Raw genomic sequence first — 16,865 nt, 5'->3', positions numbered from 1 at the left:
CATTTTTTGTAATCGATTTCTGACTTTGAATGTGCTCATGTCAGTTAATCAAAATTACCTTTTTCACTCAAGTGTGATAGAATCACTTGCCAGCGATCATCTTCTTGCCAAGCTACTTGCGAAACAATTTCACTAGCAATGCGTCTAGCTTCTTCTAAAATATTGTAGTCTTCAACAATATCTGCTGTTTTAAATTCTGGAATACCAGACTGGCGTGTTCCAAAAATTTCCCCAGAACCACGCATCTTCAAATCAGCTTCAGCTAGAACAAAGCCATCAGTGGTTTCTGTCATGATTTTCATCCGTTCTTTCCCAGAATTCGTCTTTGGATTAGCTACTAAAATAGCATAAGATTGCTTATGTCCACGACCAACCCGACCACGAAGCTGATGCAATTGACTAAGTCCAAAGCGATCCGCATCCATAATCAACATAATGGTCGCGTTAGGGACATTAACCCCGACTTCAATAACAGTAGTTGATACCAACAAATCAGTCTTCTTATTTTTGAAGGCTTGCATGATGGCATCTTTGTCGTCATTTTTCATTTTGCCGTGCATCAAAGCAATTCTGGCAGACTCTTTAAAGTAATCTTTCAACTCTTCTTCTAAAGCAACAGCGTTTTTCAAATCAAGTGCCTCAGACTCTTCGATCAAGGGAGAAATGACATAAACTTGGGCGCCTTGGGCAATTTCCTCCTTAATCCAAGGCAAAACCTTATCTAGCTCTTGGTGTTTGACCCAACGGGTCACAATGGGCTTACGCCCTGCAGGCAGTTCATCAATGATTGACACGTCCATCTCGCCGTAGGCGGTAATGGCCAGTGTACGAGGAATGGGCGTAGCCGTCATCATTAAGACGTCAGGATTGTCACCTTTTTCTCTAAAAATCCGTCGTTGCTTAACCCCAAAGCGGTGCTGTTCATCTGTAATAACAAGCCCCAAATGATGGTACTGGACGGTATCTTGAATTAAGGCATGAGTCCCAACAATCATATCTACAGAGCCATCAGCAATTGCTGCTAAGGCAGTTCGTCTCTCAGCTGCCTTCATTCCCGATTTTAAGAGAGCTATGGACAGGTCAGGAAATAGTTGACTGAGACTGTCATAATGCTGCTCAGCGAGAATTTCAGTTGGAACCATCAGTGCTGACTGAAAGCCAGCAGTACAGGCGGCATACATGGCTAGACTAGCAATAACTGTTTTCCCTGAACCAACATCCCCTTGTAAAAGGCGGTTCATATGTTGGCCTGATTTCATATCGGCTAAGATTTCGGTCAGGCTCTTGCTTTGTGCATCAGTCAAAGGGAAGGGAAGACTGCTAATGACAGTATTGACAGATTCTTGTGAAAAGTTGATAGCTAAACCAGAACTTTCTGACTTATTAGCCACTTTTAGCAATTGCAAGTGCATTTGAAAATAAAAGAGTTCTTCAAATTTTATACGGCGTAAAGCTAATTTATACTCTGTCAGATCCTTCGGAAAATGCATAGCTCTAATAGCCGCTTGTCTTGGCATCAGCTTATATTTTTTGAGTAAGATGTCTGGGATATTTTCAGTAATTTCTTGTAAAACATTTGTCTCAAAGGCCGATTTAATAGCTTTAATCAAAGCTGTTTGATTGACACCTTGGACAGTATGATAAACTGGTTGTAAATCATCTTCTAAGGACATCAAAAATTTCATGCCAGTGAGGGCAGTTTTTTTCTGGTCCCATTTACCAAAAATAGCAACTTCTTTATCTAATCCAACCTTATCAGCCAAATAAGGCTGATTAAAGAAATTGACTGCAATGACCAACTCATCTTGCTTGATTTTGAAGGAAAGTCGGTTGCGTTTAAAGCCATAATATTGAACATTAGCCGGTGTCACCACTTGTCCTGTTAAAACAGCTTTTTCACCATCTTGTAAATCAAAGACTGACTTACTCTTGAAATCCTCATAGCGAAAAGGATAATAGAGCAATAAATCCTCAATAGTATAAATATCTAATTGGTGAAACTTTTCTGCAGACTTGGGGCCAAGCCCTTTCAATTCTGAAATTGGTGATTGTCTATTCATATTTCGATAATACCCCTCATCATAAGTAAAACTCTTGTACCTATTATACAAGAGTTTTTTAGCTTTAGCACGGTAAAGTGTCTAGTTCATCCATTATCAACAAAAAAATTAGCTTGGCATCTTATAAATGCGATCACATGTATCAGACAACAATTCTTCATCATGTGAAATAAGCACAATCAGTTTACCTTTTGCTTTTAATTGTTTGAGTAAACGCGAAACTGCTATCATGTGTTCCAAATCGAGACCACTCGTCGGTTCATCAAAAATTAAGATATCCTTATCAGAGAGTAGGCAGGAAGCTATCATTAGACGCTGTTGCTCTCCCCCTGATAAACTCATTGGATGTTTATCTAATAGATGATTCAACCCCAATTCCTGACAGACTGACTGTATAGCTAAGGCTTCACTTTCTTTCATAGTTCGACCAAGGGTAAGCTCTTTATAAACTGTATCAGCAAACAACTGCAAACGGACATCCTGCATAACAATGGCCGATTTAGCCAGACGGTCATTAACTAGTAACGGCTGCTTATCCAGAGTAAATGTCGCCTTTTTATCTTCATATAATCCTGCTAAATAAGTAGCAAATCGAGATTTCCCAATACCATTTGGTCCCACTATACCTGTGATTACTCCTCGTTCAAAAGTTAAGTAATCAATGAACGCTAATTTTTTTTTCCCAGCTTTTACTTGAAGGTCTCTGATGACCAACTGATTTTGGGCATCAAAAGTTCTAGTCACCATTAGATTTTCCAGCTTTTCTTGGACTGGGATTACGTCAAGACAACGCAAGCCATAAATTTCTCTTAGGTCACTTGTCATTTGGAGCATTTCTAAATTAGTAAACGTTTCAACCAAGGCCCCATCTCTAAAATATAAATAACGATCAGCTAAATCTTTCAAATAGCTTAAACGGTGTTCAGCAACAATAACTGTTTTACCTGCCTTTTTCAAGGCATGAAGATAGCTAGTTACACTAGCAATTCCTTGACTATCCAAATTGGCCGTTGGTTCATCAAATAAAATAATATCTGGCCCTTGCATAATAGCACTAGCAATTGCAACTCTTTGTTTTTGACCACCTGATAAACTAAACATATCCCGCTCTAACAAGTCAGAAAATGTAAAATCATGAGCCACTTGTGCTAATTTTTTTTGAATTTTTTCAGGCTCTAACCCTTGGTTTTCACATGGGAAGACCAACTCATGTTTTACCTCTTTATAAAAAAATTGACTTGACGGGTTCTGAAAGACAGATGCAACACGACGCGATAAGTCTTCAACACTAACCTGTCCGATTATCTGCTCACCAATTGTTAATTGACCTTCTAAATGACCAGGAAAATAATCAGGGACCAAACCATTTAGTAATTTTAAAAAAGTCGATTTTCCGGAGCCAGATTTTCCACATAAGACAATCAACTCGCCGTTTTTAATGTCAAGATTTTCTACCTGACAAGAAAAAGCTTTTCTTGCCGCATAAGTAAACGTCAAATCTTTAGCTTTTATTATACTATCACCATGTAAATCATACTTATCAGAGCCCAAATTTGAATCCCCCAATCTAAAATAGTTAAACGTGATTGAAAGCATTCAGTAGCTCTCATTTTTATAGCCAAACCTTTTGTTAGAGTCGCTAGTGTTAGGTCTTGACTACTTCGTAATAACGACATCATTAAAGGCACTAAAAAATATTCAAAGTAACGTTTAGGATGCCTGAATAAATCAGCTTTCCTCAACAAGATACCTCTTAGCTTTAATGCTGCTTGAATCGTAGTAGCCTCTATCTTAATTTGTGGTAAAAACCGCATCATGACCGCAAAAGTCAACAAGAGGACCTCAGGAAAATGCCACTTTCTAAGTCCATGAACCAGTTCATAAACACTACTAGTACGCAATAAAATAGTTGCCGCTAAACAAGTTGGCAAGAGAAATTTAGCAAGAACTAAAATTAAAGATAAAAGATGAAAGAGATAGTTTGGTAAAACCTCTAACGGAAGCTTATCCAAGGCAAGTAAAAACAAAAAAGCGAGAAAATAATGCTTAGCTAGTAGTTTCTTCCCCAGTAAATATAAGATAAGAATGAAAACCATGACAATCATCATTTCCTGCCACCCCTGTGTCCTGCTCAATAAAGTCACATTGGCCAACAGCAACAAAAGCATTTTTGTTCTGACATCTAATGTCATGACAAAATACCAGATTTGAGGAAGTGCTTTTTCAAAAGACTTAGGCCAAACAACCCACCTAAAAAGGCACCTAATAAAACAGTGAAGACAAACCATGAAACATTGCCTAAAGTTAAGTCCACCATGACACGATTAACATAAGCCATATCTTTGCCACGCGCTAGTAAATTTTGGATATAGGTATCACGTACAAACCACATTAAAAGAATCGGCCCTGTATTAACAAACGAAAAAATAATATAAGAAAGCAAGTTGAAACTCTGTTTTTTATAACAGCCCAAATAGGCAATGGCATCAGCTGCAACACCAAAAATAAGTGCTGGTAATAACGCTGCCAAGAAATGACCTGATAAAAAGTAGAAGAACCCCATGATGGCACCTAGTAAAGTAATAGCTCCAAATTTCTGAATTTTAGTAGCTAAAAGAAAGTAAACAGTTCCCCCTAAAAGTGCTGAAAAAGCAGGTGCATAAATCATATTTCCTGACTTATCAAATAATATCCCAATTAAGGTTCCTAGACCAACACAGATAAAGTAGAGTGCTGAAAAAGCACCTGTCAAAATAATATCTTTTAGTTTCAAACTATTCATTTTTTTGTATCTCCTTTAATTGCCCCTGATCTAATTGAAAAATCTGATCCGCATAGGCAAGAGTTGACCGGCGGTGTGAGATTAAAAAGACTAAACCATGACATTCTTTTTTTATAATTGATAATAATAAGCTTTCGTTAAGAGAATCTAGATGCGAGGTCGGCTCATCAAAGATATAGCATTCTGCTTCTTTTAAGAGTGCGCGCATTAATTCAAGCCGTTGTCGTTCACCTGCTGAGAACATATTTGGATCTGAAATGATCGTATCTAGACCTTGTGGACAAGATAAGAGTCTCTTTTTCAATCCACATCTTTCAGCCAAGTTCCAAATAGCCTCATCGCTAATATCTTCCCGCCCTAACGTCAAGTTATCTCTGATACTTTGATAAAATAATTGTGCATGTTGTGGAAGGTAAGCAATCGTATTTTGTAACTCAGAAGGATTGAGTTCCTGGATAGTTTGATTTTGCAAGTAAATATGTCCTGATTGAAAAGCATACCAGCGCATAATCAACTTCATTAGAGTTGATTTGCCGGAGCCAGACTCTCCTTGAATAGCTATTATACCATTTTTTGAAAAAGTTCCCGATAAATTGTAATAGAGAACTCGTTCCGAATTGGGATAGGTAAAATTTAAATTATCAATAGATACAGTATCAAGCCTCTCCAGTTGCTTGTTGCCAGATAATTCTGGCTCCCTTTCATCTAATATAGAGAACAAGTGATCCCCAGCATGCATGGCTCGTTTAAAACCTAAAGGTAATCTGCCCAGTTCCAAAAAGGGGGCAAATGACGCTGAAAAAGCAACTAGTAATGGAATGCCTTCTTGAAAAGATAGAGCTTGTCTTCTCATCAAATAAAAATCAATAAAGGTAAATAAGGTAAGTCCTAAACCAAGGACAAAGAATGTAACAGTAAATTGCATATATTGCTTTTGGGCAATCTTTCTTTCGGAACCATTAACGCTTTGACTCAATTGATTCAAGGCTAAAAAGCGTTTATTAACCAGTTGAAATTGCAATAAGTCTTTCATTGCCTGTAAACTTTCAATAAAAAAGGAAGCGTAACGCTTACGATTTTTTGTCTGTTCTGCTAATAACAGTTCCAAAGCATCCGCAAAATAATAAGGAATAACAAGAGCCAGTAATGAATAAGTAAACAAGGCAATAATTGCTAAAAGGATATTAAACGAAGCAAAAACAATAAAAATCAACAGAGCTGACAGAAGACCTGTACAAATTGGGGCAATGGTATGAGCAAAGAAAATTTCAAGAGCTTCAATATCCTCCCCAATCATTTTTAACAACTGACCACTGTCTTTCTGATCAAGAGCTTGTGGTGTTAATCGACGTAACTTCTGATAAAGAAGACCTCTACATTTTGCTAAGGTATGAAAGGCAACATAATGACCAAAGTAATGTTCTCCATAGCGGCAAAGGCCCCTCAGCAATGCTAACCCTATAAAAACAGCATAATAATATACGGGAATAAACTGACCATTAACAGAAGCTAAGCCCAAACGAACTAAGGCAACAGGAATAGTGAGTGTCACCACAAAACCCATCACAGCAAAAATAACTGCTAAGGCAATAAAAGGTAGCAATTCTTTCATTAAGCTAAGTAACCGCTTGGCCATCTTATAGCTAGGAATAACTGACTTAAGCATATTGACTTTCCTCCAATCCAGTTTGTGTATCAACTAAGTTACGATATATCTTGTTTTGCTGATAAAGACTGACTGGATCAGCGACCCTAGCTATTTGCTTAGCTTCCAAAAATAAAACTTGGTCGGCAAGAGCCACTTGTTTCATTTTATGGGTAATCATCAAGACAATAGCTTCGCTTGCTAAATGTTTTATTAATTCCATAATCACTTTTTCATTATCTTGATCAACACTAGCCGTTATCTCGTCAAAAATATAAAATGAGCGTTTAGCCAAAATAGCCCTGGTACAGATAACTTGTTGTCGTTGTCCAGGTGATAAATAATCACCATCAGACCCCACCAAGGTATCAAGTCCATCTGGTAATTTATCAATAAAATTTAGACAATCAGTCTTCTTCAGCCAGATCTGCAAGTCTTCCTTGGACATGTCCGTCGCCATTGCTAAATTATCATAAATAGATTGATTCAACAAATAAGACTGATTAGATATATACATTACTTCTGTGTTAATTGCTTTTTGACTAAGGTCTCGAATACTTTGTTTCCCAAAAAAGATATTTCCACTATCAGCTAGGAATCGTTTCAAAAAAAGCTGAGCTAGACTTGTTTTCCCTCGACCAGAAACACCTGCAAGAGCAGTCAATTGCCCCTTTTGTAAATCAATTGTGATGTTTGATAGTAAGGGCTTTTGGTCATAAGAAAATGACAAGTTTCTAACACTAACTTGATCAAAAGCAGGCATCGTTTCAGACTGATAAGCTAAAAGCTCATTATCAGTAGTAATACTATCTAAAAAGCTAAAAATACGATCTGCCATTTTAGTATTCATCATAACCAGATGCATACCATATCCTTGCTCTCTAATGGGAACAAAAAATTCTGTTGCGATTAAGATAAAAAAGAGAAAGGATGCAAGATTCAACTGCCCTAGTGCCATAGCATTCACTGATAATAAGCCTGATATACCAACCCCAAGATACATGACGACATCCATATAACCCACAGCCTGTAATTGAAATGCCAACAAGTTCATTGTGGCCACTCGAAAAGACTCAGCCTTTTTTAAAAAATTGTCTTCATAGGCTTGATCAACCTGATAGGAATATAGTGTATTCAACCCCTTTAAATGATCTAAAAATAAATTACCTACATCCATGTAAGTACCCCAATAATGAGCCATTATTTTTTTAGATCGATTTTGCATCAGAATAATTGAAAGTGGAATCAAGGGAAGAGTTAGTAGAAAAACCAACGCTCCTTTTGGAAAGACAGCTAGAACTAAGGCTAAAACACTACTACAATTAAACAAAGTCCTAAATGACAATGATAGGTAGTGTGAATAATAGGTATCCAAACTATCAATCCCTTGTGATGCTACCATAAAGGTATCTGCCAAACTAACATCTTGCTCAAAATGACCATCTTGTTTAATAAATGCTTCAAAAAAAGCCTTCTTGAGATTGTCTCTAGCAAACTGTGACGCAATACCCTGTAATTTTTTAGCAAAGTAGGCTAAACCAAATCCTAGCCCATTTAATCCAAGAAGTGCTAAGAGCAAATTCCCTAAGTTTATTGGATACCCTTGATAAATCCGATAAGCCATCTGTGCAATCAGATAAAAACTAATAATCCGTGTTAGAAATTGCAACCAAGATAGGAATGCCGCTAGATAAATCAATGGCATTTTAGAAGCGACTTCTTTTTTTAGACGACCTAATAAGGCTTTCTTCTTTTGCCTTGTTAATGATGTATTCTTTTCGATCATAGACCTCATATTCTTTCTATTTTTATTCTTTTATGACATCAATAAAAAACCAACAAGTAACTTTTGACTTGCAAAAAGGAGAGGATGATCATATCCTCTCCAGTTCTCTTATGGTCATCTCAGCACTGAAGGTGACAAAATCTTTTATTTGTATGAAAATGCTTAATTGTAAGCCATTATCTTTATATATTGTCATTTCTAATTACTGTAAAAACGTGGAACCCGGTCACTCAAGACACAAAGCACTTCATAATTGATTGTTCCTCGTTTAGTGGCAACGTCCGTCGCTGAAATGATATGATCTCCATTCTGACCAATCAAGGTTACCGTCGTCCCAATCGGATAAACCTTTGGTAACCTAATCGTCACCTGATCCATCGATACCCGTCCAATAATCTCACAAGTTTTCCCATCAACCAAAAGAGAGAAACCTTGCATATCTCTCGTCCAACCATCTGCATAACCAATTGGAATCGTACCAACGACTACTTCTTCGGTTGCTTGATAGGTAGCCCCATAACCAACAGTTTGTCCAGCTGCAATTGTTTTAACATGAACAAGCTTACTTTCCAAAGATAGCGCTGCAGTCAATGGGTAGGGTAGATCCAAATCTGTTCCGCTTGGGTTTAATCCATAGATAACAATACCTAAACGCACAGCATTAAAAATGGTTTCACTATGCCAAAGACTGGTTGCCGAATTACTAGCATGAACAAGCGCAGGCTTGTAGTCCAATGATTCTACCAGGTCTGTAAAGAATCTTAGTTGTTGATTAAACTTGTCCGCATTAGCTTCATCTGCCGTTGCAAAATGGGTGAAAATCCCGTCAACATGGATATCTTGAGCTAAGAGCGCAGCAATCAAGGCCTTAGCCTCAGAAAGACTACGGACACCAATTCGACCCATGCCAGAATCGACTTTTATATGGACATGGAGATTACTTACATCAATACTACTTGCTTTTAGGGTATTCAACCATTCCAGACTAGAAACGGTAAGGGTTACCTGATTTTCAATAGCTAAAGCTACTTGATCTGCTAAAATAATCCCTAAAATGAGAATTTCTTTGGTGATGCCTGCTTGGCGTAATTCAATGGCTTCATCAAGATTTGAGACACAGTAAGCATCTACTTCTGCATCAATAGCCTTAGCAACTTGAACTGCCCCATGACCATAGGCGTTAGCTTTTACAACTGCATAAGTCTTTTTACCTGTTGGGATATGAGCTTGTACTTGTTTTATATTATCTCTGATGGCATCTAAATTGACGGTTGCCACTGTTGGGCGATGTAAACTTGAAATCATTTGTTTTCCTCCAAAATCACACTTGTTTGAACATAGTTCCCACTGTGAGAAATACTGATAAAACTGTTGCCAGTAAAAGGAGACTGGCTAATGTAGGGCCGCCCTTTTTCATCTGACAAGACTTCAATATGATGAAAAGTTAACTTACCAATTCCAGTTCCCATCGCCTTAGCAAAGGCTTCTTTAGCTGACCATCGACCTGCTAGATAGGTAATCTGGCGTTTCCCAGTTAAACTATTAAAAACAGCCAATTCCTTACTGGTTAAAACTTTTTGAGCAAAACGTTCATTGCGTTGATAAGCTTTTTCAACAGCTGAAATCTCTTGTAAATCAATACCATGTCCAATAATCATTTCTTATCCTAAATCAATGTATTTTGTGATCATAAACCTCGGAAGCTGAGAATTTTCTCAGCTTCCTTTGTCTTATGTGTTAGAAAAAATCTGACTTGTCTTAGTAGGTTTTTCTTCCATGACAATTTTTAAATTTCTTACCTGAACCACATGGGCAAAGCTCATTACGTTTAACACCTGAAAAATCAAGTGCACCATCAGATTCTTGGCCACTTCCTTGCGCAGCAATATTATGTGCTGCTGTCGTTGTTGCATGGTGAGTTGAGCGTTCACGTTCTTGTTCATGAATTTGAGCTTTCATCATAGTACGCGTTACATCAAACTCAATTGCACCAATCATCGCTTGGAACATCATGAAGCCTTCAGCTTGATATTCAACAACAGGGTTATTTTGTGCATAACCACGTAAACCAACTGCATTACGTAATTGATCCAGAGCATCAATATGTTCTGTCCATTTGTTATCAACTATCATTAATAACAAGACTTTTTGGAACTCTAAGATAGCATCTTGATCATGTAATTTAGCAATTTGACTTTCATAGATAGCTAAGGCTTTCTCATAAAGATAGTCTTTGATTTGCTCATCTTTCATGTCACGGATATCTTTGACGGAAATACTTTCTTCAGGAACAATATTTGTTCGTGCAAAAGCAACAATGGCGTCCAAGGCATCCTTTCGATTGCTACGTGAATGAGCTTCTAAGGTACGTTTAATTGTACGTTTAATCATTGCTTTGATTTCTGGACCAAGATCACGATTTGCTGTAATAACATCACGACGGTTAGCATAAATGATTTCACGTTGTTCACGCATAACATCGTCATATTGAAGGACTTGTTTACGTGTATCATAGTTGTTACCTTCAACACGTTTTTGTGCTGATTCAACTTGACGAGCTAACATGCCTGATTTGATTACAGTATCTTCTTCATCCAAGCGCATGCGGTCAAGTACTGATTTAATTCTATCAGAACCAAAACGTCTCATTAAATCATCTTCAAGTGATAAGTAGAACTGAGACTCACCTGGATCACCTTGACGCCCTGAACGTCCGCGCAGCTGATTATCAATGCGGCGACTTTCGTGACGCTCTGTCCCGACAACACATAGACCACCGAGTTCACGAACACCTTCACCAAGTTTAATATCTGTTCCACGTCCAGCCATGTTGGTCGCAATGGTAACAGCGCCACGTTGCCCCGCATTCATGATAATTTGGGCTTCTTTAAAGTGGTTTTTGGCATTAAGAACTTCGTGAGGAACGCCAGCTTCAACTAATTTTTTAGAAATGTAATCACTGGTTTCAACGGCAACCGTACCAACAAGGACTGGTTGGCCTTTAGTATGGCGCTCTTTAACATCAGCAATAACAGCTCTAAACTTAGATTCCAAGGTTGGGTATAAAAGGTCTGTATGGTCAAGACGAGCTACTGGACGGTTTGTCGGAATTGGAATAATCCGCATGTTATAAACTTCGCGGAATTCTTCTTCTTCCGTTTTAGCTGTACCAGTCATCCCCGCCAATTTTTTGTACATCCGGAACATATTTTGGTAGGTAATTGATGCACTCGTTTTAGATTCTTCTTGAATACGTACGCCCTCTTTGGCTTCAATTGCTTGGTGAAGGCCGTCTGAGAAACGACGCCCTTCCATAGTGCGTCCCGTAAATTGATCGACAATTAGAATTTCACCATCTTCACTGACCACATAATCAATATCTAAAAGCATGATGTAGTTTGCACGTAAGGCATTATCGACGAAGTGAGTAAGGGCAACATTTTCAATGTCATATAAATTATTGAGATTGAAATAACTCTCAGCCTTATCAATACCTGAATCACTTAAACCAATTGTTTTCGTTGGAACGTCAATAATATAGTCATCTTTAGATAATGTTTTAACAAACATATCGGCACGCATATATAATTGGTTGGTTTCTGAGCTAACAGCACCTGAAACAATTAATGGCGTTCTAGCTTCATCAATTAAAACTGAATCAACTTCATCGACCAAAGCATAGCTAAGTGGTCTTTGAACCATATCTTCTTGACGGACAACCATATTATCACGGAGATAGTCAAAACCTACTTCTGAGTTGGTTGAGTAAGTAATATCACAAAGGTAAGCTTCCCGTTTTTCAGCTGGTGATTTGGCTGCTAAGTTAATCCCAACAGATAAACCTAACCAACTATAGACTTCACCCATTTCAGTTGCATCACGTGTTGAAAGGTATTCATTAACAGTGATGACATGAACACCTTCACCTGCAAGAGCATTGAGGTAAACAGGCATGGTCGCTGTTAAAGTTTTCCCCTCACCAGTACGCATTTCAGGAACGTCACCATTGTGAAGAACAATCCCCCCCATAATTTGAACACGATATGGGAAAAGACCTAAAACACGCTTAGAAGCTTCACGGACAACTGCAAATGCTTCTGGTAATAAATCTTCTAAACTTTCTCCATTTTGGTAGCGTTGTTTGAATTCAGGTGTCTTAGCTTGTAATTCTGAGTCAGATAGAGCTTCCATTTGATCAGCATAAGCTTCTACTTTTTTTGCTAATTTTTCTAGTTTTCTTATTTCGCCTTTGTCATTTTCAATGACTTTGCGTAGAATATTGGCCATTCTAGTTCCTTTCGAGTCTTCTTATCAGTTCATTCTAACACAATTGAGCACTCAGTTCAAGAAATCCCCCCAAATGAAAAGAGAAAAGAAGCTTATTCCTAGCTCTTTTCTCATCTTTTTTCTATTTCTAAAAAATTTAATACTTATTTCTGATTCGGATGACTAACAATCATCTCAATTTGTCCTTCTAAGGACCACGTTTTAACATCGTTTGGCAAGATAAAATGCATTCCTTTTTCAAGTGCATAAGCCTTATCTCCCACAGCCAATTGCCCTTGACCAGATAAAACAGAAACCAACAAATAAGGCGCAGTTTGCTTCATGCTAACAATCTGATTGATAGACCATTTATAAACAGTAAAAAATGGATTTGACACCAAAGTTGTTGTAACAATATTATCCATTACCATTGTGGCTGGAACACTGTTTTCTGGTTGACCAATTGTTAAGACATCAATTGATTCCTTAATATGTAAATCTCTTAATTTCCCTTCTGCATCCTTACGGTCAAAGTCATAAACACGGTAGGTTGTATCACTTGATTGTTGTGTTTCAAGTATCAAGATACCATTCCCAATAGCATGCATTGTTCCACTTGGCACATAGAAAAAGTCTCCAGCTTGAACAGGGATACGTGTCAACAAATTCTCCCAATCACCTGCCTCAATCAACTGAGCTAACTCTTCTTTTGATTTAGCATTATGACCATAAATAATTTCTGAACCGGGATCCGCAGAAATGATATACCAGCATTCTGTTTTGCCAAGTTCACCTTCATGCTCTAATCCATAAGCATCATCTGGATGAACCTGAACACTAAGCCAGTCATTGGCATCCAGGATTTTTGTTAAAAGCGGAAAAACTTTTTCAGTAGGGTTACCAAATAAATCAGGATTTTCAGAATAAACCCGATCTAATCCTTGCCCTTTAAATTTGCCATTTGCAATCGTTGAAACTCCATTTGGATGAGCCGAAATTGCCCAATATTCACCTGTTGTTTCTGTTGGAATATCATAATTAAAAATGTCTCTTAATTTAGTTCCACCCCAAATTTTATCATGCATGCTAGCGTTAAGAAAAAATGGTTCTGACATAATATACCTCTATTCACTGTTATCACTTTTAAATTTATTATAGCATTTTTTAGGTAGTCAAGCTAACTATCTTTTAGTAGCATTTTATTCAATCATTAATCGTTTTTAAAAGCTAGACCAGTAAGTGATTTTTTAATCCAAAAATCTATTGGTATTTAAAAATCTAAAAGGAGTAACGCGGCGTTACCCCTCGTCTTGTTTGGTATGTATAAGAATATACTCTCTCCAGAAATTTCTTATACAAATTAATGATATCCTAAAAACGAGCTTTTGTTAAGTGGAAATTAGCTTTTTAAGGTTATTTTTTCAAAAAATATCATAATAACAATTATTTCAGGACGATAATTATTCCAGAACATGCTTAACTCCTAAAATCAGCTAAATATATGAGCACATTAGTGTTCCAAAATCGTTTCATCAACTGTAAAACTATTGTTATCTGCTAGCTCACTCATCCAGTAACCTGATTTTTTCAAAGATTTAACCTGGGTATGTATGTTATTTGTCACAAGTCCATAACGATTTTTGTAAGCATTGGCCCAACTCCAACAATCAATCGGGGTCCACAGATGATAACCCAGACAGTTACTGCCTTCTTCCATGCCTTTGTGGAGCCAGTAAAGGTGCTCTTGGATAAATTGGATCCGATAATCATCTTCAATCATTCCTTCCTCGTTAAGGTAACGTTCTTCACGAGAGACACCCATACCATTTTCACTGATAAACCAGTCTAAATTAGCATAGTTTTTCTGAATGTCCTTTGCAATATCGTAAACTGCCTGTGGATAAATTTCCCACCCCTTATCAACATTCATCCTAGCCATTGGCATGTCATAAGCCTGCCAAAATTTTGTTGGTAAAAAATCGACTGCTAAACTATTTGACGAATATTTAGGTCTTTGAACACGATTTGGATGATAAAAATTCACACCGAGCAAATCAATGGTATTTTCTTTGATAAGAGTCAACTCCTCATCATTTGCTTGCCAAAGAACTCCTTCTTGCGATAGGATTTCCACTAACTCTTGGGGAAATTGCCCCTTGCTACTGGCATCCATGAAGAGGCGGTTATACCATAAATCAGCAATGTGTGCAGCTTTTAAGTCTTCTGTGTCTTGGCTAGCTGGATAAGCCGGTGTCAAGTTAAGAATGATTCCAATTTGTCCATCTAATTGCAATTGACGATACTTGGCAATTGCTTTGCTGCTTGCAAGCTGGAGATTGTAGGCAACTTGGACAGCAGCTTTGCCATCGACTTTTTTAGGGTAATGGAACTGCTCATAGTACCCACCTTCTACAACAACTAAAGGTTCATTATGCGTAAACCAGTATTTAACACGATCACCAAAAAGCTGGAAACATTTTTCTGCAAAGTCTGCAAATAAATCAACAACGTGCTTGTTTTCCCAGCCTCCGTAGGTGTGCAATAATTCAACAGGTAAGTCAAAATGGTGCAAGTTCATGAATGGTGTTATGCCTTGGGCTATGAACTCATCAATAACAGCATTATAGAAATCAACTGCTTCTTGGTTAACGGTGTTTGTTTCCAGATCATCAATCAAGCGAGACCATTGAATAGAGGTACGAACCGTATTAAGACCACAATCTTTCATTAATTTGATATCCGATTTATAGTCATGGTAGAAATCAGAAGCTGTATCAGGACCAACCTGATTGTAAAAATCTTGGGGACTAGTCGCATACCAGTAGTCCATCACATTTTGATGTTTTTTCTTGAAATTACCTTCTGACTGAGGACCACTTGTCGCTGCTCCCCACCAAAAAGTTTCTGGGAATTGTAATGTTTTCATAATTTCTCCTTAAAAAAGGAAGTCGATGTCATGTCAACTTCCTCCTGATTTATATTATAATGATTGGTCATCACGGTCAATCATTTTGAGGAATGGGAACCAAATAAGTCCGATCACAACAACTTGAACCAATTGCAATAATGAGCCCATAATTGAGTTAGTTGCTAAGAATCCGGAAATAAAGATTGGCATAGTCCATGGTACTTGGGCACCTGTAGTTAATGGTACCAAACCACTAGCAAATCCTAAGTAAGCAATAATGACTGAGACAATTGGAGCTAACAGCCATGGAATAAAGATACTAGCATTCATAACAATTGGTAAACCAAAGATAACAGGTTCATTTACGTTGAAGATACCAGGTCCTAAAGCAAAGCGACCAACTTCTTTATATTGTTTATGTTTCATAAAGAATGCCATGATTAAAACAACAATTAAAGTTGAACCAGAACCACCCAAACCAACTGTAAAGGTATCCATGAATGATTTAGTTACAATATGACCATGTTTTGCTAAGGCATCTGCTCCTTGTTGGGTTAATTGAGCATTATCTAACATATTTGTTTGCCAGAAAGGTTCAAATACAGAATTGACAATAACTTGTCCATGTAAACCAAAGAACCATAAAAATTGAACAAAGAAGAGGGCAACAATTGTGGCAGGTAAACTTGTCCCTAAACCAGTTAATGGTTTTTGAATTAGGTTATAAATCACATCATGTAAATTAGTTTTAAATAAACCAACCATAATAGCATTAACAATTAAGAATGATAATAAGGTCCCAATGGCAGGAATCAAAGCTGAGAAAGATTTTGAAACTGCTGGTGGAACACTTTCCGGCATTTTAATGGTAAAGCCACGTTTTGTTAAGTAGACAAATAATTTTGCTGCTAAGAATGAAGCAATAATACCAAGAAACATTCCTTTAGCACCAAGACGGTCAAGGCTCAGTGCACCATTTGCAGTTGCTGCAACTTTGCCATCTTCACCTAAAACATCAAAAAAGAATGGTGTTAAGACTAGGAATGAAGCTAGAGAAACGACCGCGGCATAAATGCCTTCTTCCATTTCTTCTGCTTTACCCATGTAATAACCAATTCCTAATGACACGAAAACTGTCATTATCGACATGGTTGCACTTTGACCATTTCCAAAAAGCGTTGAAAATTGGGCTTTTAAACTATCAGGCCAAAATGGTAGATTATTGAAAACTACAATCAAAGAACCAAACATTGTCAAAGGAAAAGAAAGCATGAAAGCATCGCGAAGGACTAATAAATATTTATTATTTCCTAAAAGAGTTGCTACAGGCAAGACCTTTTCACTAAGCATATCCATAAATTTATTCATGGTAATCTCCTTTTAACTAGTGAATAGTATTTTTTATGTAAGGTTATTAT

At 37.4% G+C, this 16,865-nt stretch carries 12 protein-coding genes; all 12 read right to left on the bottom strand.

The genetic code is table 11. The features are described from left to right. Positions 1-44 precede the first annotated feature (44 nt). The 12 genes from recG to ACVRZD_RS04380 all read right to left on the bottom strand — a co-directional run bounded on the left by recG (position 45) and on the right by ACVRZD_RS04380 (position 16,815). Positions 45-2,060 (bottom strand): ATP-dependent DNA helicase RecG, encoded by a 2,016-nt coding sequence (gene recG, locus ACVRZD_RS04435; RefSeq protein ID WP_037624893.1) that lies wholly within the window; start codon positions 2,058-2,060, stop codon positions 45-47. 108 nt (positions 2,061-2,168) lie between these two features. Beyond that, positions 2,169-3,575 carry an ABC transporter ATP-binding protein gene (locus ACVRZD_RS04430; protein ID WP_447450310.1) on the bottom strand — a complete coding sequence of 469 codons (1,407 nt, stop codon included), beginning with the start codon at positions 3,573-3,575 and terminating at the stop codon, positions 2,169-2,171. Further along, on the bottom strand, positions 3,572-4,252 hold the full coding sequence (locus ACVRZD_RS04425; RefSeq protein WP_037624889.1) for an energy-coupling factor transporter transmembrane component T family protein: 681 nt from the start codon (positions 4,250-4,252) through the stop codon (positions 3,572-3,574). Before ACVRZD_RS04425 ends, ACVRZD_RS04430 begins: the two co-directional genes overlap by 4 nt. Continuing rightward, positions 4,249-4,842 carry an MptD family putative ECF transporter S component gene (locus ACVRZD_RS04420; RefSeq protein WP_037624887.1) on the bottom strand — a complete coding sequence of 198 codons (594 nt, stop codon included), beginning with the start codon at positions 4,840-4,842 and terminating at the stop codon, positions 4,249-4,251. Before ACVRZD_RS04420 ends, ACVRZD_RS04425 begins: the two co-directional genes overlap by 4 nt. Next, positions 4,835-6,508, bottom strand: coding sequence for an amino acid ABC transporter ATP-binding/permease protein (locus tag ACVRZD_RS04415; protein ID WP_037624885.1), 1,674 nt, complete (start codon positions 6,506-6,508; stop codon positions 4,835-4,837). Before ACVRZD_RS04415 ends, ACVRZD_RS04420 begins: the two co-directional genes overlap by 8 nt. Next, complete coding sequence (locus ACVRZD_RS04410; protein WP_037624884.1) at positions 6,501-8,273, bottom strand: ABC transporter ATP-binding protein/permease; 1,773 nt, start codon at positions 8,271-8,273, stop codon at positions 6,501-6,503. Before ACVRZD_RS04410 ends, ACVRZD_RS04415 begins: the two co-directional genes overlap by 8 nt. 198 nt (positions 8,274-8,471) lie before the next feature. Then, on the bottom strand, positions 8,472-9,578 hold the full coding sequence (gene alr, locus ACVRZD_RS04405) for an alanine racemase (protein ID WP_037624882.1): 1,107 nt from the start codon (positions 9,576-9,578) through the stop codon (positions 8,472-8,474). Next, positions 9,575-9,931, bottom strand: coding sequence for a holo-ACP synthase (gene acpS / locus ACVRZD_RS04400; RefSeq protein ID WP_037624880.1), 357 nt, complete (start codon positions 9,929-9,931; stop codon positions 9,575-9,577). The genes alr and acpS overlap by 4 nt, the downstream gene beginning before the upstream one ends. Before the next feature lie 100 nt (positions 9,932-10,031). Further along, positions 10,032-12,560, bottom strand: coding sequence for a preprotein translocase subunit SecA (secA, locus tag ACVRZD_RS04395; protein ID WP_037624878.1), 2,529 nt, complete (start codon positions 12,558-12,560; stop codon positions 10,032-10,034). Positions 12,561-12,703: 143 nt separating this feature from the next. Then, positions 12,704-13,654, bottom strand: a complete 951-nt coding sequence (manA, locus tag ACVRZD_RS04390; RefSeq protein WP_037624877.1) for a mannose-6-phosphate isomerase, class I — start codon at positions 13,652-13,654, stop codon at positions 12,704-12,706. A 395-nt stretch (positions 13,655-14,049) separates the two neighbouring features. Further along, positions 14,050-15,465 carry a glycoside hydrolase family 1 protein gene (locus ACVRZD_RS04385; protein WP_037624874.1) on the bottom strand — a complete coding sequence of 472 codons (1,416 nt, stop codon included), beginning with the start codon at positions 15,463-15,465 and terminating at the stop codon, positions 14,050-14,052. Positions 15,466-15,519: 54 nt separating this feature from the next. Then, on the bottom strand, positions 15,520-16,815 hold the full coding sequence (locus ACVRZD_RS04380; protein ID WP_037624872.1) for a PTS sugar transporter subunit IIC: 1,296 nt from the start codon (positions 16,813-16,815) through the stop codon (positions 15,520-15,522). Positions 16,816-16,865: the final 50 nt, after the last annotated feature.

This window comes from Streptococcus hongkongensis (assembly GCF_053206145.1).
The sequence above is the reverse complement of the archived record's forward strand: the minus strand, read 5'-3'. Positions and strand labels throughout refer to the sequence as shown.